Annotated in this window: 23 protein-coding genes; 9 read left to right on the top strand and 14 right to left on the bottom strand. The window is 54.2% G+C overall.

Going from position 1 to position 25,195, the window contains the following annotated elements; translation table 11 throughout:
* Window positions 1-36: 36 nt before the first annotated feature.
* The 9 genes from selB to KF784_15050 all read right to left on the bottom strand — a co-directional run bounded on the left by selB (window position 37) and on the right by KF784_15050 (window position 11,673).
* Window positions 37-1,884 (bottom strand): selenocysteine-specific translation elongation factor, encoded by a 1,848-nt coding sequence (selB, locus tag KF784_15090; protein MBX3120386.1) that lies wholly within the window; start codon window positions 1,882-1,884, stop codon window positions 37-39.
* A gap of 165 nt (window positions 1,885-2,049) precedes the next feature.
* Window positions 2,050-2,940: a N(4)-(beta-N-acetylglucosaminyl)-L-asparaginase gene (locus tag KF784_15085; protein ID MBX3120385.1), complete on the bottom strand. Its 891-nt coding sequence runs from the start codon at window positions 2,938-2,940 to the stop codon at window positions 2,050-2,052.
* Between the two features lie 28 nt (window positions 2,941-2,968).
* Window positions 2,969-4,252, bottom strand: a complete 1,284-nt coding sequence (locus KF784_15080; protein ID MBX3120384.1) for an MFS transporter — start codon at window positions 4,250-4,252, stop codon at window positions 2,969-2,971.
* A 101-nt stretch (window positions 4,253-4,353) separates the two neighbouring features.
* A complete protein-coding gene (gene fabG / locus KF784_15075; protein ID MBX3120383.1) occupies window positions 4,354-5,094 on the bottom strand; it encodes a 3-oxoacyl-[acyl-carrier-protein] reductase in 741 nt (246 codons plus the stop codon).
* A complete protein-coding gene (fabD, locus tag KF784_15070) occupies window positions 5,091-6,044 on the bottom strand; it encodes an ACP S-malonyltransferase (protein ID MBX3120382.1) in 954 nt (317 codons plus the stop codon). Before fabD ends, fabG begins: the two co-directional genes overlap by 4 nt.
* A gap of 62 nt (window positions 6,045-6,106) precedes the next feature.
* Window positions 6,107-7,789 (bottom strand): STAS domain-containing protein, encoded by a 1,683-nt coding sequence (locus KF784_15065; protein MBX3120381.1) that lies wholly within the window; start codon window positions 7,787-7,789, stop codon window positions 6,107-6,109.
* A 42-nt stretch (window positions 7,790-7,831) separates the two neighbouring features.
* Entirely contained in the window at window positions 7,832-8,161 is a 330-nt protein-coding gene (locus tag KF784_15060; protein MBX3120380.1) for a PilZ domain-containing protein, read from the bottom strand.
* A gap of 65 nt (window positions 8,162-8,226) precedes the next feature.
* Window positions 8,227-10,167, bottom strand: coding sequence for an HD domain-containing protein (locus KF784_15055; protein MBX3120379.1), 1,941 nt, complete (start codon window positions 10,165-10,167; stop codon window positions 8,227-8,229).
* 108 nt (window positions 10,168-10,275) lie between these two features.
* Entirely contained in the window at window positions 10,276-11,673 is a 1,398-nt protein-coding gene (locus KF784_15050; protein ID MBX3120378.1) for a hypothetical protein, read from the bottom strand.
* A gap of 129 nt (window positions 11,674-11,802) precedes the next feature.
* On the opposite strand from KF784_15050, the gene KF784_15045 reads away from it, so the two are divergent.
* Window positions 11,803-13,083 (top strand): hypothetical protein, encoded by a 1,281-nt coding sequence (locus KF784_15045; GenBank protein MBX3120377.1) that lies wholly within the window; start codon window positions 11,803-11,805, stop codon window positions 13,081-13,083.
* Window positions 13,084-13,240: 157 nt separating this feature from the next.
* Here KF784_15045 and KF784_15040 read toward each other — a convergent pair whose 3' ends face one another.
* Window positions 13,241-14,101: a DUF2231 domain-containing protein gene (locus KF784_15040; GenBank protein MBX3120376.1), complete on the bottom strand. Its 861-nt coding sequence runs from the start codon at window positions 14,099-14,101 to the stop codon at window positions 13,241-13,243.
* 5 nt (window positions 14,102-14,106) lie between these two features.
* Entirely contained in the window at window positions 14,107-14,541 is a 435-nt protein-coding gene (locus tag KF784_15035) for a hypothetical protein (GenBank protein ID MBX3120375.1), read from the bottom strand.
* A gap of 74 nt (window positions 14,542-14,615) precedes the next feature.
* Between KF784_15035 and prpB the strand changes: the two genes are divergently transcribed.
* Window positions 14,616-15,494 (top strand): methylisocitrate lyase, encoded by an 879-nt coding sequence (gene prpB / locus KF784_15030; GenBank protein MBX3120374.1) that lies wholly within the window; start codon window positions 14,616-14,618, stop codon window positions 15,492-15,494.
* 51 nt (window positions 15,495-15,545) lie between these two features.
* On the opposite strand, the gene KF784_15025 is transcribed toward prpB, so the two are convergent.
* The 3 genes from KF784_15025 to KF784_15015 form a co-directional block, all read right to left on the bottom strand.
* On the bottom strand, window positions 15,546-16,208 hold the full coding sequence (locus tag KF784_15025) for a hypothetical protein (GenBank protein ID MBX3120373.1): 663 nt from the start codon (window positions 16,206-16,208) through the stop codon (window positions 15,546-15,548).
* Window positions 16,195-17,562 carry a B12-binding domain-containing radical SAM protein gene (locus KF784_15020; GenBank protein MBX3120372.1) on the bottom strand — a complete coding sequence of 456 codons (1,368 nt, stop codon included), beginning with the start codon at window positions 17,560-17,562 and terminating at the stop codon, window positions 16,195-16,197. The genes KF784_15025 and KF784_15020 overlap by 14 nt, the downstream gene beginning before the upstream one ends.
* A 123-nt stretch (window positions 17,563-17,685) precedes the next feature.
* Entirely contained in the window at window positions 17,686-18,855 is a 1,170-nt protein-coding gene (locus KF784_15015) for an ATP-binding protein (protein ID MBX3120371.1), read from the bottom strand.
* A 405-nt stretch (window positions 18,856-19,260) separates the two neighbouring features.
* Here KF784_15015 and KF784_15010 point away from each other — a divergent pair, with 405 nt between their 5' ends.
* From KF784_15010 to fliM, 7 genes are all read left to right on the top strand, one after another.
* Window positions 19,261-19,779, top strand: a complete 519-nt coding sequence (locus KF784_15010) for a hypothetical protein (protein MBX3120370.1) — start codon at window positions 19,261-19,263, stop codon at window positions 19,777-19,779.
* Between the two features lie 82 nt (window positions 19,780-19,861).
* On the top strand, window positions 19,862-20,425 hold the full coding sequence (locus KF784_15005) for a hypothetical protein (GenBank protein ID MBX3120369.1): 564 nt from the start codon (window positions 19,862-19,864) through the stop codon (window positions 20,423-20,425).
* Window positions 20,426-20,675: 250 nt separating this feature from the next.
* A complete protein-coding gene (locus KF784_15000; GenBank protein ID MBX3120368.1) occupies window positions 20,676-21,821 on the top strand; it encodes a citrate synthase in 1,146 nt (381 codons plus the stop codon).
* Window positions 21,822-22,040: 219 nt separating this feature from the next.
* Complete coding sequence (locus KF784_14995; GenBank protein ID MBX3120367.1) at window positions 22,041-22,232, top strand: hypothetical protein; 192 nt, start codon at window positions 22,041-22,043, stop codon at window positions 22,230-22,232.
* A gap of 116 nt (window positions 22,233-22,348) precedes the next feature.
* The gene (locus KF784_14990) at window positions 22,349-22,873 is read left to right on the top strand and encodes a TlpA family protein disulfide reductase (protein ID MBX3120366.1); all 525 of its coding nucleotides are present in this window, start codon (window positions 22,349-22,351) and stop codon (window positions 22,871-22,873) included.
* A 166-nt stretch (window positions 22,874-23,039) separates the two neighbouring features.
* Window positions 23,040-23,678, top strand: a complete 639-nt coding sequence (locus KF784_14985; GenBank protein ID MBX3120365.1) for a flagellar basal body-associated FliL family protein — start codon at window positions 23,040-23,042, stop codon at window positions 23,676-23,678.
* A 425-nt stretch (window positions 23,679-24,103) separates the two neighbouring features.
* On the top strand, window positions 24,104-25,192 hold the full coding sequence (fliM, locus tag KF784_14980; protein MBX3120364.1) for a flagellar motor switch protein FliM: 1,089 nt from the start codon (window positions 24,104-24,106) through the stop codon (window positions 25,190-25,192).
* Window positions 25,193-25,195: the final 3 nt, after the last annotated feature.

Here is a 25,195-nt window from a genome sequence, read left to right as displayed (position 1 = left end):
CGATAAGTACCTTTTCAGGAAGGGCCGTTACTTTGTTCAGGGCATGTTTATGACCCGATTGTCGCCCATTCGCGTCGTAAATCGCTGGGCGTCGAAATACTCCAATAAAGGGATCACGTATTTTCGACTGGTCTGGAAAGTGTCACGAAACTCCGATGCTGGGAAAGGCTTGTTGCCAAACGTTGTCGCCATCCTCGCCTTGATCTCTTCAAGTTGGGCTGGTGTATAAAACACGCCGTCAGCGATACGAACAACCTCACCAGCTTGGATTCCAAGCTTCATAATCTCCTCTGCTGCCTGAGGAGGTATGTTTATGTTTAAGCCAATATCATGTACATTTGGAGTACTCAATCCTGACTCTGTAAGCAGATCCGTGACACGGTCAAGCAAGGCTCGTTGTCTTGGTGAAAGCTGAACACGGAACTCAGGGTGGCGGATCATAGTCCCCTGGACGATGACTCTCCCTTGCGAAGAGAGGTGAGCAAGAATACGGTCGAGCGGTTTGCCTGCCCACTTTAACTTCGCGCTCTCGGAGATACGTTCGCGAGGGAGCATCGCTTGAGTCGGCGTTTTCTGATGAAAGAAGAGAAGCGTCTCGAAGTACTTTTCGGCGGCCGTTTCAAACGCTGAGGGCTCATACCATAGCCCGGCAAATCCCAGCAGTTTGCCCTCTTGCAAGAGCTTTTCAAAAGATATTCCGAGCGTCTGTGGTGTCTTGCCAAGTCGCCGACAAATCTCGTCGGTCGTCACGCCGGTGATCTGATCTTCGAGGACGGAAAGAATGGCCTCTTCGTCGGTCCCCTTTTGTTCAACAATCACGGCTTTCTCACTTTTTCGACGAGGCTTACTTTGAGGAATGACTACTCGCCCGCCCCCCAGCAGATCGGGTGGGCTGTAGCGGCGAATGATCAACGGCTGGTCCATCGCGCAGGCGATCGGTGCATCTAGTCTGAATTGGGCGATTTCGGGGTCCTTGTCGTTCAAAAATAGCTTGGCGATGGCCTCTTCGGAGCCGATGGAAATCCGCACGCGCATGCCGTGTTTGACAGGAGCGATCCAGGTCACCTTGGCGTCGAAAACCCAGGTCTCAAATAGAGCTCCCGGCTCGCCGACGGCCATACCGCGCTCGACATCTTCGAGTTTGATGCCGCTCAGGTTGAGCGCCGTGCGCTGGCCCTTTTCGGCTTGCTCAAAGGGCACATTATGGCTTCGGATTCCCCGTACGCGAACCTCGGTATCGCCAGGAACAAGAACCGCTTTGTCACCCGTTTTGACTCTTCCCTGAGAGAGCGTGCCGGTCACAACGACCCCATGTCCCTTGACAGTGAAGGCACGATCAACCGGCAAGTACCATGGCCCTGTAATCGGCTTATCGGGCGTGTTTAGGCTATCCCTAAGGGCGAGCTTAAGCTGATCAATCCCTTCGCCGGTAAAGGCAGAAACTGGGATTGTGGGGGCTACACCAAAGCGGGTTTTGGCAACGGCCTCCTGGACATCGAGAAGGGCGATCTCGCGAGTTTCGGCATCGGCAAGGTCGGCTCGGGTGAGCGCGATCACCAACTTATCGACGGGCAAGAGCTCAAGAATCTGCAAATGCTCGCGCGTTTGAGGCATCACGGCCTCATCGGCAGAAACACAAAGGAGGGCGACATCCACCCCCTGTGCGCCAACGAGCATGTTGTGGATGAACTTCTCATGGCCCGGGACATCGACGATGGACACGCGCCCAATCTCGGGCAGGTCGATGAACGCAAACCCGATGTCGATGGTCATGCCCCGTCGCTTCTCTTCGGGCAAACGGTCAGCATCAATCCCAGTCAACGCCCGAATGAGAGTTGTCTTTCCGTGATCCACGTGTCCAGCTGTGCCAATGAGTTTTGCCATTTTTCTTTGCGATGTGCGATCTATTGTCAGTGATCGGTCAGACGATCCTGCTAGTAAGTTCCTTGTTTAGATGTTGTCGTCAGTCGGACGTTCTGATTCTGCCAGATATCCACTAGCCGAGCCGATAGCCGATCGCCGATCGCTGATCATGGATTACGGATCACCTTACTGCCCCGACAGTCCTTTAAACACCTTGCATTCCATCACGCCGTCCCGGCAAATCCACAGCGGGAATTCTCCCATCGTGGTGGCTGCCCCGAAGTCGCCATCTTTGCGCAGCGCGAGCACGACACAGGCCATCTCGGTGGACTTTGGTTGTCGGCGGATCATGTGGCGTATCGTCTTCTCACAGGCCTCCTGAGCGCTCATTCCTTGCTCCATCGACTGAGTCGTTCGGAACGATGCCGAAGCCTTCCAAAGCTCTTCACCCCAGCCTGTTGCTCCTGCACAGCCAACCTCGTCATCGGCGTAGATCCCCGCTCCGATGATCGGGGAGTCGCCGACCCGTCCCGCGAGTTTGAACGCGAGGCCGCTGGTCGCACTTGCGGCGACGCAGTGGGGACCGTCTTCAAGGGCGAGCATCGTAACCGTGTCTCCGTGAAGTTCTTCCACGGCATGCACATACTCACGCTCGATCCTTGCGGGGTCCGTCCTCCACTCTTCGTACCGAGCAATGTTTTCGGTTGTCATGAGGTTTTGGGGTCGGTAGCCATTGTTCAGGGCAAAGCGACGGGCTTGCTCTCCTGCAAGCATGACGTGAGGTGTGTCCTCCATGACCCGGCGGGCCACACCGATGACTGGGACAATTCCTCGGACGGCACAAACAGCGCCTGCGGAGAGATCACGTCCGTCCATCATAGCTGCGTCGAGTTCGAGCTCTCCGTCGGCATTCGGTAGTGAACCGAGTCCGATAGCCACAAGGCTAGGGTCAAGCTCGGCGGCAGCGAGGCCCTTTTCGAGGGTCGTGCGGAGGTCAGCTCCAGAAGAGCGAGCGGCCCATGCAGTGTCGATGGCGACTCGGCCCGGCTCTTTCCAGGTTGCAAGTATGGTGGTCATGCCGGGCGAAAGGGTACCTGTCTGATCCCTACTCTGTGGCGAACTCTGGGCTGGATGTCATGGCGGCCTTAACTTCGGGCATCAAGAGGGCGACTCCAAAACCAGCGATGTAGAGAAAGCCCGTGTACCACAGGATGTTCAGAGGGGTGGGTGCGTCGGGGCGTGAAAGCATAAGGGGCAGCACCAACGTTCCCACACCGGCGATTACGCGCCCAAAGTTATAGGAGAAGCCCGAACCCGTGGTGCGCAGCAGAGTAGGGAAGAGCTTTGGAATGTACAGTGGGAAGATGGCAAAAACTCCCGTGCCGAAGAACATGACGATGTTGTAGTAGAGCGTGAGACCGCCAAGATCGCGCGGCTGCCCAAAGCCCACGTAGAACGTTATGAAAGAAGCCGCCATAAAGAATGCAAAGGTGAACCGGATACTGGTGAGCTTGGCCATGTATGTCGCGGCAAAGTTTCCGACGATGTTCCAAAGCGTAAAGATGATCACAACATTCGAGACAAGCAGCGTTGCCGAACTTGGGTCCATCGCCTTAACTTCGGGGAGCGATCGAAGGACGGGCGTACTGTAGAAAAGGAACGCCCAGATGGTGGTAAGGCAGATCCCGCAGAACGTGAGCGAGAGTAAAGTGTTCTTGAGGATCGCGCCCTGAAAGAGCGCAGAGACCTTCGGAATCTCACGGGTTTTGCGCTCTTCCTGCCACTCTTTTGGCTCATGGATCGACTTCCGAATCCAAACCGTTAGAAGCGCAGGAAGAACCCCAATCACAAACACCCATCGAACGGGCAACTCAGCCATGAATCTGACCGTGAGCGCGGCGAGGATCATGCCCGTCATGTAGCCGCTCTGCAGCAACGCGCTCGCCCATGAGCGGTGTTTGTCGTGCAGCGTCTCACTCACCAGCGCTGACCCGGCCGCCCACTCTCCACCTATCCCAAGAGCCGCGATAAACCGAAAAATGAGCAGATGCCACCAGGCTTGCGACAGCGCACAAAAACCTGTGAACAAAGCATAAGTGAGGATGGTGATGGTGAGCGTCTTGGTGCGCCCTATCTTATCGCCGATCCGCCCAAAAAAGGCACCGCCGAACGCCCAGCCAAAGAGGAATACGGCCTGAATAACTCCGGCATACTTTGCCACGACGTCGGGCTGCGTGCCGGGCCCCATGAGCTCCGTGACGAACTTGACAGCGACGAGAGCGTAGAGGAACCCATCAAGGCCGTCGAATGCCCAGCCAAGCCAGGCAGCGATAAACGCCTTCCTCTGTTCAGGCGTTACTTTCTCGGAAGTCGCGGGTACCGCTGACATGTTGGTGATTAGGATTCGGTGGAAAAATCCGGAAATCCTCCCTAAAAAAGAGATCAGAAATCTGATATCTGATATCAGATTTCAGATATCTGATCTCCACGCTAAATCGTCAACCCACCGTCAACCGTCAAGGTCTGTCCCGTGATATAGCCCGCTTCTTGGCTCGCCAAGAACACAACAGCAGCGGCGATATCTGCCGGACTGCCGAGTCGCCCGGCAGGAGCGTTCTTGGCGACATGTTCTCGAAACTCCTCGGGGAGATCGGATGTCATGTCCGTCTCGATAAATCCGGGCGCGACGGCATTGCATGTGATGCCCCGACTTCCAAACTCCTTCGCCACGGTCATTGTCAGACCGACTAAGCCTGCTTTCGCTGCGGCATAGTTCGCCTGGCCGCTTGCTCCATGAAGCCCGACAATGCTCGTGATGTTGACGATCCGTCCGTACCGTGCCTTCATCATCAACTTGCTTGCCGCACGAATGGTAAGGAACGCTCCTTTGAGATTGACTTCAAGCACCTGGTCCCAATCGTCATCCTTCATCCGCAGCATTAGCGTGTCGCGGGTGATGCCGGCGTTGTTCACAAGGACCGCTGGCGTCCCCATTTTTTCGGCAACGCTCGCCATAAGGGCATCAACTTGTTCCGAGTCGGCGATATTGCAGGCAAAGGCTTCGGCTTTGCCTCCGGCTGCTGTGATTGCGCTAGCGGTCTTCGCCGCCCCTTCTACGCTGGTCGCGATACAAGCCACGTTCGCGCCCTTTGCGGCGAACTGCATCGCGATTTCACGCCCGATTCCTCGGGAAGCCCCCGTAACGACAACAACCTGTCCTTCAAAGTTCAAGATTTCACTCCGTTCAATGCTTCCACCGTGGCGTCCAGTGATGCAGGGTCGCCTACATTAAGTGTGCGAACCTCTTTGCTTGTCCGCTTTATCAGCCCGCACAAGACCTCACCCGAGCCGCACTCGACAAACGTATCAACCTCTTCTTTCATCATGTTTTGAATCGTTTCGGTCCACCGCACAGGGCTCTTAAGTTGCGTTTCAAGCAAGACAGGCCACGATGATGCAAGGTCGGAGGGCTCTGAAGTGACGTTGCTGAAGACGGGTATCTGACCCAAGAAACCATTGAACGACGCAAGCTTGAGCGCTTCGAGCATTGCCATCGATGCCTCTTCCATCAGCGGGCTATGGAATGCGCCGCTGACGTTGATTGGCAACACGCGCTTCGCGCCCTGTTCAGAAGCCATCGCTGAGGCACGCTGAACCGCATCAACATCACCGCTAATCACAAGCTGTCCCGGGCAGTTGTCGTTCGCGATGACGACGACGCTGTTTGGTTGGGAGGACGCCTTGCAGATATCATGGAGAGCCTTCTTTTCCAGACCAAGTACGGCGGCCATGGTTCCAGGTCGAAGTTTGCCAGATCGTGCCATCAGGTCACCCCGACGCAGGACAAGTCTTGCTCCGTCTTCAATGCTCAAGAATCCAGCGGCCGTCAGCGCAGCGTATTCGCCGACACTGTGACCTGCGAAGGCGCCGGGTTGGGTCTCGCCAAGGCGCTCCTGAAGACAGGAATAGGCTGCCACCCCGACCGTATACAGAGCCATCTGTGCGTTCTGCGTTTGACGAAGGGTTTCCTCGTCGGTTTCAAAGCATAGGCGGGCAGCATCGACATGGGCAGCATCCGAGACCGTTTGAAAAACCGCTTTAGCAGCATCGTAAGCGTCGAAAAGCTCTTTTCCCATGCCTGGCTTTTGCGATCCCTGTCCGGGGAAAACCACGGCAAACATGCTAAGGACTGTACCCCGCACAGCGGGAGGGCAGTGCTTAGCAGGATCACAACAGCTAAGCCCTACCGCCCCAATATTTCATTCGCCCGGTCGATAGCAGCTGAGACGTGCCTGCAGACGTTCTCCGGCCCGATATGCTCGGCAAAGCCTGACCGTTCTAGGAACTGTCTCGGCTGGTCCCTCATTCCGCAGACGATCATCGTCCGCCCGCTCTCTTTCACCAGGGTGTGAAACTCCTCGATCGCCTGCATTCCCGTGCCGTCGATAGCCGTCATGTTGCGCAACCGTAAAATGACAACGGGCGGGAGCGTGCTAATCCTGTCGGCGATCTCCTGCAGCTTGTCGGTCGAGCCGAACAGGAACGGCCCGTGAATACGGAAGATGGCGACCTCCTTCGGAATATCTTTGTCCTGAAGGGAATGCTCCTGCCCCGATGTAATGTAGCTTTCATCGACGATTGTCACCGTCGTCGTCGAAGTCACTCGAGTGATATAGAGCAGCGCGGCAAGGATCATCCCCACCTCCACTGCCACCGTCAGATCGGCAAAGACCGTCAGCAAGAAGGTCGCCGCCCAGACGGCGGTATCAGCCTTGGAGAGGCGCAGAATCTGCGGAATCTCCTTCCACTCTCCCATGTTGTAGGCCACAACAAAAAGGATCGCCGAGAGGACGCAGAGCGGGATGTACTTGGCAAGCGGGGCCGCGAACATGACGATAGCAAGAAGCGTCAGTGCGTGGATTATCGCCGAGACGGGCGTCTTCGCACCGCTCCGAATGTTTGTTGCCGTTCGCGCGATGGCCCCGGTACTGGGAAGCCCTCCGGCAAGCGGAGACAGGATGTTCGCCACTCCGTGAGCCATCAACTCGACGTTTGGGTTGTGCTTGTCCTTCGACATCCGGTCCGCCACAACCGCCGACATCAGCGATTCGATAGCCCCGAGCATCGCGATGGTGAGAGCCGGAGAGATCAGCGTTGCCAGCATCCCCGCTTCAAACTTAGGCGTGTGCAGCGAGGGCAGTCCGCTGGGAATCCCGCCGAATCGGCTTTGGATCGTTTCGACGTTCAGGTGCAGCAAGAACGCCAGCACGGTGCCGCCAAGGAGCGCGACGATGGTTCCTGGCACGCGCTTGATGAAGCGCATGAACAGCACAATCACCGCGATGCACCCAAAGCCGAGAAGCGTGCTCTGCATCGAGAGCGTGTCCCAATGCGCCATGATAGACTTCATGCGGTCGAGAAAGAGGCTGGGGACTTTGGGAATGTCCAGCCCGAAGAAGTCTTTGATCTGGGTCGAGGCGATCAGCAGCGCGATGCCGTTGGTAAAGCCGATGACGACTGGACGTGGGATGAACTTGACCGCGCTCCCAAGACCGGTGAGACCGAGGATGACCAGAATCACTCCCGCCATCATCGTACACATAAACAAGCCGCTAATGCCGTAGGTGTGGACGATGCCCGCGACGACCACCACGAACGCACCGGTTGGACCACTGACCTGGGTCTTCGACCCGCCAAGCAGAGCGGTAATAAACCCGGCGATGATGGCGCAATAAAGCCCTGCTTCGGGCTTGACGCCCGAGCTGATGGCAAATGCCATGGCAAGCGGAAGGGCGACAAGACCGACGGTGACTCCGGCGATCAGATCAGAGCTGAAGGTGGAGAGTCGGTAGCTATGCAAGCACTCGAACAGCTTGGGCAGAGAGTCGAGCTTGTTGCGTGGAAGAGGCGACGTCGGCGAGGCCACATGGGCCTTTTCGACGTGATGAAGATTCTTCCTGCTTTGGTCTTAGGACTGAGCGTTCGCCATGTCTGAAACCATCATCTTGTCGGCGCCTGTTCGGAAGGCGTCGTGCACGTAGTGAACGATAGCCACTCTTTGATCGTGCGTTTTTGGCAGGAATCGCGCTCCGCAAAGAAAGAACTGGCTTCCTTCGACTACTGTCGAGTGTCTTACCTCAGCCTCGACTGTAACAGCGTCGCCGCGCTCTTGTGCAATCTGAATCTCAATCGTCTCGCCGCCTGTGAAGTTGTGTTCTGAGCGGAGGAGCAGTCCGCCGAGACTGACGTCAATGACGAGAGCTCGAAATGGATGGCCCTTAGGCGCGCTCCGAACCATAGCGTAGTCTAGAACCGGTATCCGTTCGTATCTGCGGCCATCACTTAAAGAACTCATTTCATTTCCTATGCGGCGTCTTGACGTGGCGGTTGCCACAAAACGCCCTGCTCATTTACAATTTCGGCAAGAATCTCCACGATCTTAGGCTCAAGTGCCCCTTTTTCAGCATCTTTGCGCAGATTTTCAAGTGCGATAGAGGCTGAAAGACTGGCACGGTACGCCCTTGTTGAGGTCATCGCGTCGAACATATCGGCGACTGTCGAGATCTTGACCAAGAGCGGTATCTCATCTCCACATAGTCCGTCGGGATAGCCGGAGCCATCCATCTTTTCGTGGTGCCAGAGAACAATCGGCGCACACTCCTGAAAAAGCGGGATGCTCGAAATCATCCGATAGCCAATATCCGGATGCGACTTGACCACCTCGAACTCTTCGTTGCTGAGTCTGCTCGGCTTGATTAGAATCGAGTCGGGAATTCCGATCTTGCCAATGTCGTGGATTAGCGTCCCCATTTCCAAAACGCGCAAGTCATGCTCGGAGAGCCCCATTCGACGGCCTATTGCTGTGCTGTATTGCATGACTCTTTCGGAGTGTCCTGCAGTATAAAGGTCCTTCGCCTCCACGGCCTTGACCCAAGCCTGAACCATGGCTTCAAAGTTGTCCTGCAGGTCTTCGAGTGCACGAGTGAGCACAATATTGGTGGCTTCTATCTCGGCGTTTTTGATTCCGACTTCCTCGTGAAGTCGACTCGCTTCCTGAGCGGTACGTGCCAGTTGGTCTTGCTGCACTGTCGCCGCCCGCACAAGCACAAGAGAACCTAAGGCGAGCATTGCGGCAACGATGAAGAGGACGTTAAAAGTCTCATGGTGGGCAACAAGCTGCGACCCCAACTCTGTCTGTCGGGAATTGAGGTCAGCCGTTCGACTTCGAATGTCATCGCCAACGCGTTCCATCTCATCACGCCACAATGCTTTGCCTTGACGGTAGTTTGTTTGAGCGGTCTTCACACGCAGTTGTAGAGTAGCGAGTTCAGGCGTTGATAGACCGGCCATGATGGAAGCGAAGGTCTCGGACACTGGAACCGCTGTATCCAGCAGGCTGTCAATCTCAAACTGTAATCGGAACAGCCGCTCCATGCTTTTGCCAGACGCTTGATACTCTTGCTTTTCGAGTCGCGATGCTGCTCTGCCATAGAGACCGAGCGCTATACACGCGATGACAGCAGCGGCGAGTCCGATCTGAAGAATGGTTGTTCGGTTTCCAGAGCGTGCTATCGCCCCTCCTATCTGATCTCGCGTTGATGTGGCGGATCGCGCGATATGCGTTGCGAGGTAGTAGGAAACGCTGCCTCCCAGGACAAGCGTAAAGATGAAGGCAGCGAGGAAGACAAGCGCCAACTGCTTTTCTTGCGTCATGACCTGGCTAGCTTCAATGTCAATCCCAAGCACCGCAACGGTTTGTCCGTGCTCGTCTTTTATGGGTGCATAACCACTCAGAAACGTCCCCCATTGATCGGTTTCGAGTTGGCCCGTCGCTACGGATCGTCCCGTCTTGAACACTTCATAAACGGGATAAGGCTCGGACTCGTAAGGGTCCATGAGACACGACTTGTCGTCAATCTGGTCATTGTCGTGATCTCCTGGCGGGGTTGGGTCTAGGATAAAGAACAACTTTCCATCGATCCGCCGGATTGTGTAGATGTAGCGGATAGTGCTGATCTGTTCCTGAACTCGGCCGAGACGCTCAATCTGCCGTGTGTAGAGAGGAGTCTCCATTGCAGATGGGTCATTGAGTTGTTGATGTTCGGCAGGATCGACTTGCAGAGCGCCAAGCTTTGCCAGCGCTTCGAGTTCGTTTCGAAGGTTCGACTGATGGAGTTCGAGTGCGCCTAAAAACGCGAAGTAGCATGCGCCTCCGCCGACAACGGCGAACGCGGTAAAGAGCAAAAGCCAGTGCTTGATGCTTCGCTTTACTGCTTCCTTTGTCTTGTCACCTTTCTTGAACAAACGAAAAAACTCCCTATCTGCATTGTTGGCAGGTATCGCTGGATAATCCAGGCAAAAAAGAAGGCGCTCCGGGTAATCGGAGCGCCTTCTCAACGGGAGTTGCGAAGTTTACTTTTTAACTGAGGTGATGACGACGTGTCCCGTCTTGGGGTCGTAATCCACATCAACGTTAAGCACGTCTCGAATGAAGCTCAAAGGAACGATTGTCCGACCCTTTTCAAGGAACGGAGCCAGTTCCATCTCAATGGTCATATCATTGACTTTCGCGAGTCTGTCGCCGATGCGAATATAGACTTCACGGCCGTCCGTCTTGGCATTGAGTGACTTCGTGGCGTTTGTCCAATTCACTTCACCACCGGCCTCTTCAAGAAGATGTCGGAGTGGAGTGAGCGGCACGCCATCTTGAACGCGCGGCTGAACGTCGAAGTTCACGATTCGCGAATTCAAAATAATGGCAAAAGTGCCGATGTTGGGCAACTTCTGTCCCTTCTGGATGCTGATCACGCTTGCTGCTGTAGCAACACTGTTCACACCCGTCGGAACGGTTTGGATCTTTGTGTTGATCGGGGCCTTGTTAATTCCCGGAGTCACCGCACGAGCGCCTGCAGTTGCAGGGTTCGGGGTGAAAGCGGGCTTAACGCTGCTGGCCTGACCAACCGTAGCCGCCGTCACGATAGTGATTGCTGCAGAAAGGCTGCTTGCTTTGGGTGGTGTTGCAATGGTCGTCGCCGCCGCAACCGAGTTTGTCGTGTTCGCGACCTTGATCGGCACCGAGCCAGTTGTGTTCACTTTTGGCGGAGAGGTGACAGGAGTCGAGCCGGGGAGGCGTCGATTGGTTTCACCACCGGGGTTGTTCACAAAGAGCCGATAGGTTTGTGACTTGAAGGTCATGCTGGAATCGTCAACGACCCATGCCTCAACGTCGTGCCAGCCGTTGGCTTCGCGAGTTGTGTCCCACGAGAACGCAAACGGTGCGTAGTTGGTCATGCCCTTGAACTCTTTATTAATAAAGAAGCTCACGTACACGTTTCGCAATTCGCGACCAAAGCCAACCTTGATATCAACCGTTCCCATCACGGTTTGCCCATTCTTGAGGCTGGACAAACGGACAACGGAAGTGTCCTGAGTGTCGGCGAGAATTCTTGTCTTCTCGGTGCCCACGAGCTTGCCGCTCTTGTCAAAAAGGCGAACTTCGATCTCGTTGTCGGCTGCTGAGAGCGACGTCAGATCGATGTTAAAGTTGGTTTCGCCGCTGGTCTGCGATGCATTCACGCTTCGCGTACCGATGCTTACGCCGTTCACCCTAAGTTCGACGGTGGCAGCATGTGTGCCGCTATAGCGAACCGTAAACGTCGGGCTATTGATCGCTCGATCAATCAAAATCTTCGTATCGTAATAGAAGGCTTGCGATGCCGTGACGACGAGCAATGCCCCAGCTACCGCACTCCACTTCTTCCAGAACTTCATATCCACCTGCCAGGTCAGTCGGTTGTTCCGTTGACTCAACTTTCCTATTTTCGCAGTTTTGTCACCAGAAGTCAACCCAGCAGTACGACGGGAAGTGTTAAGGGATCGTTCTCAATCTCTATCAAGTTCATAACTTGAAGGGAAAGGTATCGTAAAACTATGCTCGGCATGCTCGCATTGTCTCTAACCGCACTTACAACAAATGTGCCGCCTCAGCAAGCGTTTTATGACTATTTGGCCTTAAAGGACGAAAGTTTTCGCTTTGAGGTGGAGAAGGTTACCGACCGCCGAGCCGACATCAAGATGACGAGCTTGACCTGGCAAGGCGTACCGTGGAGGCATACGGTGGCGGTTTTGGAACCGCGGACCGTAGCAGCAAAAGGGACTGCGATTCTTTATATCACGGGTGGTGAACCCAACATGGCGGACTTGGCACAAGCGCAGATCGTCGCCGAAATGTCCGGTTTGCCGATCGCGATCCTCTTCAATATCCCCAATCAGCCGATCTGGGACATGAAAGAGGATGATCTGATTGCTCACACTTTCGAGAAGTACCTTGAAACGAAAGATCCAACCTGGCCGCTCCTTTTTCCCATGACAAAGAGCGCGATACGCGCGATGGACGCCGTCCAATCAACGACCAAACAATCGGTCAATCCCATCTCGAAGTTCGTCGTCACTGGCTTTAGCAAGCGTGGCTGGACGACGTGGTTTGTTGGCGCGGCAAAAGACAAGCGAGTTGTCGGTATCGCCCCTTGTGTGATCGACAACCTTAATGTCGGCAAACAGATGAGGCACCAGATCGAGAGTTGGGGAGAGTACAGCGCACAGATTCAGGATTACACAAGGCGCGGGCTGCAAGCAAAACTTGATACGGCTGACGGAAAGTTCCTCTCGCAAATGATCGATCCCTATACCTACCGTGCCGCAATCAAAGCCCCCACGCTGATCGTCAATGGCGGGAACGACCCGTACTGGACGGTCGATGCCCTCAGCAACTATGTGGGCGATCTCAAGCAGCCAACGTGGACCTTGATCGTCCCCAATGCAGGGCATGGACTCGGTGACTTGCGCATGACTGTGGAAGCGATAAGGGCGTTTGCAAAGTCTTGTGCTGGCGAGTTTCAAATGCCGAAGGTCGCTTTACAGATCAAGGCGGATCCCAGGCGACCCGATACTGCCATCGCAAGCATTGAAGCCCCGTCTGAGAATTTAAGGGTTTTGAGAACCTGGTTGGTCGCTTCAGAAACGCTCGACTTTCGACCCCAGAAGTGGGAGATCGTTGAGACGGTCACCCCTGAAAAGGCCCAAACGAGTCGCACGAAGATGAGCTTGGATGTCCACCTTGCAAAGGGGAAAAACTATGCCGTCATGGTTGAGGCACGATTGGTTGCGGGTGGAACAGAATTTAGCCTAACGAGTCCGGCAAAAGTGTTTAAAAGGCGGTAGCCCAGTCTCCCCACAACTGGGCACCAGCCTTTGTTCTCCTCCCCACTGCAGAACGTTCACCGGTACTTCTATTTTTGGGGCGATGTCAAATCTGTTCCTGGCAAACGTTGCGGGATGTCCCACAAGATTCGTTGCCGTGCGAACCATTTCACTATTCTCAAAGACGAAGCCCGACAAAGGCCAAGGTCTCTGGATTGAAAACCATCGTCGCCCCAAGGTGCCCACCGACAGCAATCGCCAGACAAGTAAGCGCAAGAACGGTCCAGTAAGCAGCTGTATCGGGCATGTCTTTTCGCCGCCACAACGCGATCACCACCATAAGAACCGCGGCCGCTCCAGCAATGATGAGGTGAAGTAGAGCGATGCCTGAGAAGCTAAGCCCTAACCTGAAAATCGCGATGAGCCCTGTGACTGCTCCAAGAACTCCAAAGATCGCGCCGAATCCAAGATTCCAGAGTGCGAATTCTCGAAGCTTTGATTCACCCCGACGCTTTCCAAGCACTTCAAGAAACGCCCCAAACAGAAAAAGCCCAATTGGAAAATGGACAATCAATGGGTGAAAGGTGTGCTTGGGATTGATCTGCTCCTCCCAATCGATTCCCGAAGGTGACTCTGTTGCCGGAGTCGCACTGGCTCCTTGACCCTCCGATCCTGTTGTCGCTGGTCCCACGGGTTTGCTTGCAGGATCGCCGGGGAGCGTGTCGGCCTTGATTTCGTCGGCATTGGAAAATCCATCTCCATCGGAATCCTTGGAACCGACGCTGTCGAGCATGGCAGCTGTGAGTTGTCCCCCTGGGCTTGCCTCATACTCGTGCTCAATATCCTTGCCGAACGGGTTGCGGCGAGGGGGTTGAGTATGGCAGTTGGTGCAGCTTGCATCACCGAGTTTCGTGCCGTCCTTCAATCCGTAATGTGCACGATAGACTTCTAAGAATTCAGGTTTTGCTTGGGCAATACACGCAATGCAACTAACAAGGGTCAAGCCCAGACACAGTCGGGCTGCAGAGGCGAATCTCATATTGCCTAAGACGTACGAGATCGACGCGCTGACACACCAAAGACGGCAATGCCAAGAATTCCTGCCAAGGGAAGCGTATAAATCGGATCAATTCCATCCTTCTTCGCCGGTTTGCTTTCAGCGTCGCCGGGAAGCGTCCCCGCCTTGATCTCTTCGCCGTTCTTGGTACCGTCCTTGTCGGAATCCAGGTCTTCGACGGCTTTGAACACATCCGGCATCCGCTGTCCTGGCTTTGCGTTTCGGTAGGCCGTGCGAATGGACCGCCCGTAGTCATTGCGTTGCGGTGGACGGGCTGTGTGACAGGTCTGGCATTTGGTTATGAAGATTGTCGAATCTTCCTTAATGCTGTAGTGCTTGACGAACTCGTCCCAAAAGTCAGGGCGGGCATAGGCTGAAGCAGCTACGACAGATAGGGCAACGACGGCAACGCAAAACTTCATTGAAGGTTCCAGACGATGGATCCGTCCCGTGGTTCACCTATCGTTCGCAAACCGCGCGGGTACGCTCACATTATATGGTGCATCCACCCCTTAAGTCTCCGGGTCAGACGTTGCGCGATCTGATGAAGCAGGATATCGTCGTGATGCCGGGTGCTTTCAGCGCGCTGTCAGCTTTGGCGGCCTATAAGCAGGGAGCGAAGGCGGCTTATCTGAGCGGAGGCGCGATCACGAACAATCTGCTGGGGATGCCCGACATCGCTTTGACGACTTTGAACGAAATGTCGGGCGTCGCCGCGCAAGCCTGCGCGGCAGCGCCGGTGCCGATGATCTGCGACGCGGATACGGCTTTCGGGGATGTATGGAACGCTGTTCGTACGGTGATCGAGATGGAGCGGGCCGGACTTGCCGGAATCCATATTGAGGACCAGTTCAGCCCGAAGCGGTGCGGGCACCTTGACGGCAAAGAAGTTATCCCGGTGGGAGAGATGGTGAGCAAGCTAAGGGCTGCCGTTTCGGCGAAGCGCGACCCGTCGTTTATGATTATCGCGCGTACGGACGCGCGCGGGGTAGAGGGCTTGGACTCTGCAATCGAACGGGCAAAGGCTTATGTGGATGCTGGTGCTGATGCAATTTTCCCGGAGGGGCTTGCCAACGAGGCCGAGTTTGAGACCTTTCGGATAGGGGTGAAAGCGCCGCTGTTGGCGAACATGACGGAGTTTGGGAAGACCCCTCTCATTCCGGCTTCTCGGTTCAAAGAGCTTGGCTATGAGATGGTGATCTTCCCGGTCACGGCTCTTCGTGTGATGCTCAAAGCCATTGAGGAGTTTTACGCAGAGTTGCTGGCGACGGGGACACAGGCTGGGTGGATGGATAAGATGCGCACCCGGGCCGAGCTTTATGACACCATCGACTATCCGTCGTATACGGAGCAGGATATGAAATGGAGCGAGTAATGCCAGCTAGCATCGTCTCTATTGAAGACTTGAGCCACGCTATATCAAAAGCTATTGTGCATCTCGCCAGGCCTTTATGTAACTGAATCCGAACACAGGTAACAACACAATTGCTCCACATCCGATTGTGAAAATCGCTTCCCCAAAGCCGGCGAATTCAGAAGAGTGAATCTCTCGGATGTTGCTCATCACGTTGGCAATTGCGTTCATTAGGCCCGTCGCAAACAATATGGACAACATCGCTGTGATCGGAAGTCCAATCACCGATGCCGCCGCCCAAACTCCAATACTGTGAATCTTGCACAAGTACCAGAGCATCAATGCCACGCGATATATGGCAACGATCCCCAGAAACGTATAGTTGATTGAGCCTGCCGTATGCAGGTCTGTAAAGCGTTCGACAGGAATGGCATACAAAGCCGCAGGGGGCGCAGTGAGCCCTATGAAGCCCACCATTTGAATCCACTTGGAGTTCTCTCTGAAAATGGGTCTGCAGAAAAGCCACAGGACCGTTCCAAGAACAAAGATGTAAATGACCGAGCCAGCTCCTGACTTTTGGGTCGGCAGAGCTTCGGGATCGTCCCACCATCTTCCCATCCCAACGAGCCAAGTCATGACCACTCCCAGCAAAAGATGGGCTGGGCCGATCTTGCTTAACTCCTCCTTCGTCGCACGAAACGACAGGACCTTGACAGCAAGCTTAAGGACTTCCATGATTGATGGTCTCCTGGACTCTGCGCTTTGACTTTCGCAGACTACTATGAAAGGACTGTTTTCTTTGAGCAGTGGCATCATCTGAATAGATTTCTCCGGCAAGACGGCGGAAGCCGTCTCGCAAGTCATCAGGCGACATCTTTTGTGGCCTGTAGGTCACATCGAAAAGGGTGCATTCATCCCAGTAAATGGGCTTCAAAAGACGGCCCTCGTCACGAAGCCGGTTTGTAAGGGCAGTGCCTGGGAAAGGAGTGAGTATCGTGATTTGTACTTCAGAGAGATTCAGTCTCTCGACGAACTCTCGCGTGCGGTCAAAGACGCCAACGTCGTCATGATCGAAACCCAGGATAAAGCACCCGTTCACCGAAATTCCGGCGGATTGAATGCGGTCAATCTTCTCCGCGTAAAACTCAAGCTGCTTTCGTTTCCAGCCGCCTCGGTCGGTTTCGGAAAGGGACTCTGGCGCAGACGACTCCAACCCGATAAGAACCTGCGCACATCCGGACTTGGCAAGAGCATCAAGAAGTTCGGGGTCGTCGGCAAGTCGAATGTCGGTTTCGGTAAACCAGCGAACTGGATATTCACCGATCATTTGCACCAGTTCGAGGGACCACTTTCGATGGATGAATGTGTTGTCGTCGGCAAGCTCTATAAAAGGCTTCGGCCAACGGTCAAGAATGGCTTCGATCTCCCGCCGAATGCGAGGAATCGGCTTTCGTTTGTAGCTGCTGATCATTCGGGAAGCCGCACAAAAGGAGCAGTCGAGAGGGCACCCGCGTGTGGTTTGGATTGTGATTCTGTTGTAGCGGTTTATGTCGAGAAGGTCGAAGCGGGGAAGTGGGGAGTCTGCAAAGGAATAGCGTTGTTCCGTCGTGCCGAGAGTCGTGTATCTTTGTTGGAGCTTTCCTGCTTCAAAGTCGGCAAGAACTTGCTTCCACACGGACTCGCCCTCCCCAACCACCACGGAGTCGGCATGGTTTGCCGCTTCAGATGGCATGACAGACGCATGCAATCCCCCAAGCACGACGGTCATCCCCTCCGACCTCAATTGATCGGCAATAGAATAGGCATCAAGGATACGGGCTGTGAGCGAAGAGATCGCAACAACATCAAACCGCTCTCGAAGTATCGCTTGAACCGTCTCTTCGATCTCGGCGTCAACTTCTCGATACTCGACCCGCCAGTGTTCCGGGGTGAGCGCAGCAAGAGTAAGGAGTCCAAGGCTTGGCAGGGAAGCGATGACTTTGCCCCGCTCCACGAATCCAGGGAGGGTCATGCCAAATTCGAGAAGTTCCTTGTCCTTGATCCTAACCCCGCTCATCGCAAGAAAGAGGATCGAGCGTTCTTTGGACATTGAAAGTAGCTTACAAGTTCTACTCGCGAAACGTACGGTTAGTGTCTGAAAGGGACTACGTTTTTGGTACTGAGTTGGTGCAGTTGTAAACCCCAGCCTTTGCGGATGCAAAGGCTGCAAGGCTTAGAGCATTACCGGTTCCGGCAATTCCGCGATGATTGAGGGGACACTGTCCTCACCCTGCAATCGCAGAAGCTCGTAAAGTTCAGCAAGCGAGAAATCGGATCGATTTCTAAATCCGATTGTCTTGCCAGCCGCCGATTCTAAGCGATTCAGGTCAAGACCATTTTTCCTTGCCCAATCAATCGCTTCCTCGGGCGTCAATCGACCAAAGTCGATAGACCTCAAGCACCGTCCGGGTCTGGCAAAGGCCTCGTTGACCTCTGACGGCTCCATATTCGCCGAAAAGAGCATCAGGATGTTCAAGCCCTGACCAATCATTCCATCGAGCAGGTTCAATACCCGCGCGACTTCTCGACCGTAGCGCTCCTTCGATGTCGCCGAGATGTACTCGTCCGCGTCCTCGATGATGAAGAGCACCCACTTCGCGGGTGTCTTCTCTTCGTCGGTCGTCTCGGTATCGTCGTCGTCATCATCGTCGTTGCTTTCAGTGTCAGTAAGCAGTTCCATCATGTACGCAGGCGCCCCAAAGAACCTTTCGGGATCGAGCACGTACACGCCCTTGCACCACCCGTACCAAGCTTTCGCCAGGGCTCTAGCCGCCGTGGTCTTGCCTGTTCCAGGAGGTCCAGTGAATAGGATCAGCCTTCCGCCTGTGGGCTTCGCCTTCGAAGTCAGGTCGTCCAGCTCTTCCTGTGCAGAGAGCGGGTAGTTCGTCTTGATCGATTCCCAGTAGGGAGCTTCGATCTCACGGCTGTTTCTGGCAACGCCGCACTGTCCCGCATAGCAGAACTCGATCGTTACCTTCTTGTCGCTTGGTTCTTTCACGACAAAGTGTTTAGCCGTTTCTTCAGCAAGCTGCAAGGCGAAATCTTTCGTCATTGCAGCGATAGACAGTATGTTCGAGCTTAGCGACAAAATTGCGTCGTCAAATTCATAAACGTATCCCTTTGACGACCACGAATGCCGCTCAAGTAAAAGTCGCCCTCCCAAAGCCACCAAGGCTTCAGAAAGCGCTGTGTCGTTGAGCTTTCCAGGCAAGTGTCGTGTCACTTGGAAAGCGCCGCGCCGGTTCAGCATCCACGTGCTATGGAGGACATCTTCGTAGCCCGTCCATATAGACATGTCCACCGTATCGGCGACCGGAATCATCTTTAAGTTTTCTGTGTTCATTTGTTGTTTTTTCGGTATGCCGAGGCATGGTCGCAGGCTCAGGCACGAATGCCTGTACCAAAAGTGATAAAGGGTAAGCAGACGGAGGTTCCGCTAACGAGTGGTCAGCCCAAAGGGCGTAAATGACGGACTGACATTGTAGCCAACGGTTTCCTGATTTGAAACAAACTGGGTCGATTGGCTTTTAACTCCTGTCTCAAGTCCTAGCATTTGGATATGTAAGCTCGCCAACAATGTGCCAGTTAGTACAGATTATTGTTGAGATTGGCAATCTACTTTTGGAGTCTTCGTGTTAGGATAGAGATGAGATGAATGAGGACAATCTATTGTCAGTGAACGGTAGACCTCATTCATCCTCCGCTACACGAAAATTTGTCAGACAGTAAGAACGATTTGGGGCATGTCATGAGCGACGACTTTCAGAAGGTTCTCAAGCAGATTCTCAAGTACGAAGGCGGCTATGTGAACGATCCAGTTGACCCTGGTGGAGCCACAAATATGGGCATCATCCAAAAGGTGTACGACTCTTACCGCGTTTCAAAAGGGCTGGCAAAGCAACCCGTGAAGGTCATCACAAAGGATGAAGTCGCAGATATCTATGAGGAAAGGTACTGGAAAACCTCGCGAGCTGTTTACCTAAAATGGCCCCTCAGCCTTGCCGTCTTCGATACCGCCGTCAACTTTGGCGTCGGACGCTCCAATCAGTTTGTAGCCCAAGCGCTTGGGCTTACCGGAACCACAGCTTGGAATCCAAAGGCTTCCGAACTTATCCACACGGCTGACCCAAAGACAGTAGCTCTCAAGATCGTCGACCTACGCATCGCGTATCGACACGCGCGGGTTGCTAAAGCTCCCAGCCAGAAGAAGTTTCTGAAGGGATGGCTAAACCGCGACAACGATCTCAAAAAACAGATTGAAGCGTAACAGCATGTTAGATTCCCAAAGACCGAAGTGTTATGGCTCTCTGTGAAGGAAGATTTCCGCTGCGCAGTAAGAGGAAAACAAGATGGCAATACTTCCACCTTCTCGCCCCAAGGCTACAAGAGACAAGATCGAAAGCATCATTGCTCAAAAGGGTGTCCAAGCTAAAGTTGTCCTAGTCGGTGTCCGTGGCTACTATCAAGACACGATGGGAGCTGTCGGGAAAAATGACATCGGCATATACGACGATGCGCTGTTTATCGTGACTGCAGGTGGGTTTTGGTCGTTTAATGGCAATACCGATCCCTCAATCCATCGTCAGTCCATCGCAACCTTGAAGATTGGCACTTACAAGTACAAGCCCGGAATGCATGGAGTGACTTTCAATAAGCCTGGATACCCCTATCCTGCCTTTGTTCAGGCCGAACAAGTGACCGTCAAAAGAGATGGCTCGGATAAAGACTTTACTGGCTGGTTTGGCATTAACATCCACAAAGGAAGCAACACGAAGACCAGCTCCGAAGGATGCCAAACGGTACCGCCTCCGCAATGGGAGGAGTTTAGGAATCGTTTGAACGCAGAGTTGAAGGCCGCTTCCGCTACGAGCTTCCCGTACATTCTTGTCAATGCAAAGGACGTTGGCCTGTAGTAGCTTAGGCATTCATCAAGCTAAGTGGAATCCGGTGTGCGCTAACCATTCCCTAATCCATGGCTGCTGAGCAGGGTGGAGAATTGAAGGCCAAATGCTGGCCCCAGGCATTCCTTGTCCGATTGGATCGTTCTAAGGTAAAATCAGGGTCAAAGTCACAGGTCGCGATCGGTCGTTTCCAACGGTTCTGAGCGGCTCGGCGACCGCCGAAAACACACGCCGTACCGGTGGGTGTAAGGTTGAATCAAACATGAGCGCTACAACGACGTACCCCAACTATAGCCCCGGCCTCGAAGGCGTCATCGGCGGCTTAACATCAATTTCCGAGATTATCAGCGAGACCAGCACACTGGTTTATCGAGGCTACAACGTACACGATTTGGCCTCGCAAGGCTCGTTTGAAGAGACGGCCTATCTGCTTCTCTTTGGCAAACTCCCCAATCGAGCCGAACTCGACAGCTTCAAGAAGACTCTTGCCGACGAGAGAGAGGTTCCTGAACAGGTCTACACGGCGCTCAAGCAGCTTCCGAAAGACTGCCATCCGATGGACATTGCCAAGGTCGGCTATGCTGTCTACGGTCCGTTTGACCCTGACTATGCTGCACCCGCGACCGACCACGAAGCCAACCGGCGCAAGGCCGTTCGCATCCTTGCCAAAGGCAGCACCATCGTTGGAAACGGACACCGCATTCGCAACGGCCTTGAGCCGCTCAAGCCGAAGGCCGAGCACAGCATCGCTCAGAACTTCCTTTATCTGATGAGCGGACAAGAGCCGGACACGAAGACGGCCCACGTTCTCGATAGCTCGCTGACGCTCTATGCAGAGCACGGCTTTAACGCATCCACATTCGCTTGCCGCGTCACCGTCGCCACACTCAGCGACCTCTACAGCGGAATCGTCTCCGGTATCGGCACCCTAAAAGGCCCCCTCCACGGCGGAGCCAACGAGGAAGCCATGAGGATGCTTGAGGAGATCGGTACTCCCGCAAATGCAGACGCTTGGATTCGAGACGCTCTTGCCAACAAGAAGAAGATCATGGGCTTTGGCCACCGCGAGTACAAGAAGAGAGACCCGCGTGCGATCTATCTCACCAAGGTTGCCAAGGAGCTCTCAGCTGAAAAGAACATGACCCAGTGGTCGGAGATTGCCGACATCCTGGAAAACGTCATGGAGACTGAGAAGAATATCTTCCCGAACGTTGACTTCCCAGCCGCCTACGCATACTTCGCTTTGGGCATCCCGGTTGATCTCTACACACCGATCTTCGTGATCGCTCGTGTGTCGGGCTGGTCAGCGCACGCGCTTGAGCAGCTGGAGAACAACCGACTCATTCGTCCGGGCGCTATCTACGAAGGACCGCATTCGGCTGACTTTGTTCCGGTCGATCAACGGTAACAAGCAGCGCTCGGCTATCAGCGATCAGCTTTCTGCCCTTCTGGGCATGGATAGCTGATCGCTTTTTGCTAACAACCGGTAGCCGATGGCTGATAGCTGACAGCTGATAGCTGATCTGGTACCAAAAACACAGTCCCTATCAAGCGCCGATTTGGTACCTCTGGACGATTGCAGATCGGGTCTTGCTGAACGATGATAGTGGTGTTCGAGGAGAACATCATGAATCGAAAAGCAGTCCGCGAATTCGTCATCGCTCTAACCGTCGCCATATGTGCGATCTGGGTGGGATCGGCGTTCATGCCGGGGCAAGTGTCGCCGCAGAAACGGGAGTCGGGGCTTCTTAGAAAGCTCGACGCTCAGCTATCGCAAGGCATGGAAAACGGTGTGCGCAACATGTACGGTTTGCCATAAAAGTCCCGGGTCCAGATTCAAAAGAAGGGAACAAGTCCCCTGCTTCGCACGTTTAGAACTCCGTATACTAAGCAACGGCAGCGCGGTGCGCAGCTTCCCTTAGAGGATGAATGATGATGAAAACACGAACTATAGCAGCGATTTTGGCAGTAGCCGTCATGGCAGTCTTACTTGGGGCGGGGCAAGCTCAGAAAGACCCGGCAGCCGAGTTGAAAAAGTGGGTAGGCAAGCCGCTTCCCAAGTTTTCTATGAAGACAACCGATGGCAAAACTGTCACGAACGCAAGCTATAAGAATAAAGTTGTTCTCATCGACTTCTGGGCAACCTGGTGTGGCCCCTGCAAAGAAGCTTCCCCCGCCGTCGATGCTCTCGCCAAGAAGTACAAATCGAAGGGACTGGAAGTGATCGGAGCAACTTTCCAGGATGAATCCGGCAAGGCCAAAGAGTACAAAGCCAAGCACAAATATAGCTACACGTTCGTAGATTCTGCCGACGACCTTGGAAAGTCGATTGGAATTCAGGGAATTCCTGTGTTCATCTTGGTTGACAAGAAGGGCGTCATCCGTCACACCTTCTTTGGATACAGCAAAGGTAAGTCGGACAAAGAGTTTGAGAAGGCAATCGCAAGCTTAGTGAAGTAAGAATTACACCAAATTCTTGCAGGCCGTTGAGGACAACTTTGTCCTCAACGGCCTGTTTGCTTGAAGGTCTGCGGTATTTTTCCCTACCCTGGCAAATCTATGTGAAATCCCCGTGCATATGCGGAATACATTTCATGTGGTTCTTCGCGCCACGGAGGGATGTTGAATGTCAGATGCAAAAGAGGTTAAAGAGGGAACGGACGCAGCGCCAAAGAAAAAGAGCAAGCTTCCGATAATCCTCGTTCTCGTGCTTGTGATCGCAGGTGGCGGCTTCTTCATGATGAAGGGCAAAGGCCCCAAGAAGAAGGAAGAGATCAAGCTTGGGAAAGAGATTATCCAAACAACCGAGATTCTGACGAACCTCAAATCACAGGGCTCCTATGCCCGCATCGTTCTGGGCCTCCATCTTAAAGAGGGCGCCAAGAAAGAAGAAGTTGAGGCGATGATGCCTGCAATTCGCGATGCAGTACAGCTGATCATCTCCAGCCAAACGTCAGCCGACCTCTTTAGTGAAGTGAACAGACCCATGCTTCGAGCCAGAATCGCTCAGGCTATCAATGAGATTCTGGAAGCTAACGCTCCTCACAAGGAGGGCGAAGAGGCTGCAGGCGACGCGAAGGACGGCAAGGACGAAAAGGCACCCAAGGAAGGCGAAGCCAAGCCCACAGAGGATAGTCATGCTAAGAAGCCTGATGATGCTCATGCTAAGAAGGGCCCACCTGTCCTTTCCGAGCTTCCCAACGGTTGGGACTCGAAAGAGGGACCGGTGCTCAAGGTGTACTTCAACGATTTAGCCACCCAGTAAGACTTGAAACGGGCGAAGGGTAGGAAGGAAACAGGGGCCTCACGCATGAAGCGGGGGCTCCTATCCTTTTTAGAAGGTGCAAATCTCGGTTTCTATGACACTAGCCTTACGGGACGATTTTGTCCCCTAAGGCCAGTGCGATGTAGATCTCAATCCAGCTATCCCGCACCCCCCATCGCGCCGTTCAAATCAAAAACCTCAAGTAATTCCTCAACTTTTTTCCCGACAGAGCTAAAGAACATCACCGGGGCGCCGATAAACACACTGATGACCCACAAAGCGTCTGAAAGACCGAGCACCCCGCGCGTCGTCCGAGCTGTCGTTACAGCCCGGCCGCTTCACGGTGTCGTCCGTCGAGCCATGTTTGGATCGCACCCCGCCCCAACCAAGCCCGACACCAATAACCAAACCAAAGGGAAGTAGCGTTGTCAGAGATCCTTTCGCAATCCGAAATTGAAGCGCTTCTCGCCTCGTTGAACGATGGCGGGCCTGCTGATCTGCCCGCAGCAGAAGACGCTGGCGCACCCGGCGCTGCGCCCGCAGCGGGCGGACAGCCCGCGGCCGCTACCGGTAAGCCCGGCACAAAGCCGACAAGCCTCTCTGGATTCGCCCCGCCTGCTCGACAATCGGCCCGAACCGCGATCTCGTACGAAGTTTATGACTTCCGCAGACCCGACAAGTTCAGCAAAGACCAACTGCGAACGTTGCAGATGCTGCACGAGACCTTCGCCAGAATGGCAGGCTCAGCGCTATCCGCATTCTTAAGAACTCCCGTCAACATCGACTTAATCTCGCTTGAGCAGGTGCCCTATGAAGAGTATCTGCGGAGTATCAACCAATCGGTCTTTACCGTCATGTCGCTGCCACCGTTGAGTGGACAAGCCGTTCTTGAAGTTGAATTCTCGCTGATCTTCTCAATGATCGACCGATTGCTCGGTGGCCCCGGAAAGGCGATTCATCGGACTGTGCTTACCGACATTGAAAGACCGCTGGTGCGGCAGAACATCGAGAGGATGTTCTCAGCGCTGAAGTCGGCTTGGGAAGGAATCGTCGTGGTCAATCCCAGCATCGAAGGGCTTGAGACAAGCGCACAGTTTGTCCAGATCGCGCCACCGAACGACATCGTAGTCACGATCCTGTTTGAAGTGAAGCTGGGCACTCAGCGTGGTGCAATGAGCCTGTGTATTCCTTATCTCTTGCTCAAGCCCATCACAACAAAGCTCAGCGCACAAAAGTGGTTTGCGACAGGCAGCCGTAAGGTCAGCCAAACGACGCGAAGAATGCTTTCGGCACAAGTCAGCCAAGCGAACGTCGATTGCATGATCTCGTTGGGCGGTTGCCGATTGAATATCAAAGATTTTCTTAAGCTGCAGCCCGGCGACGTTTTGCGGCTTGGACAAAAGACAAGAGATGACCTGAACCTGTATGTTGGCGGCATTCCCAAATATGAAGGGAAGCCAGCGTTGCAGGGCAAGAAACTCGTTTTTACCGTTTCTGGAGTGAAAGAGGACTAAGGA

Source organism: Fimbriimonadaceae bacterium, assembly GCA_019638775.1.
In the GTDB taxonomy this organism is placed as follows: Bacteria; Armatimonadota; Fimbriimonadia; order Fimbriimonadales; family Fimbriimonadaceae; genus JAHBTD01.
Note: the sequence above shows the minus strand (reverse complement) of the source record. Positions and strands in the feature narration are given on the sequence as shown.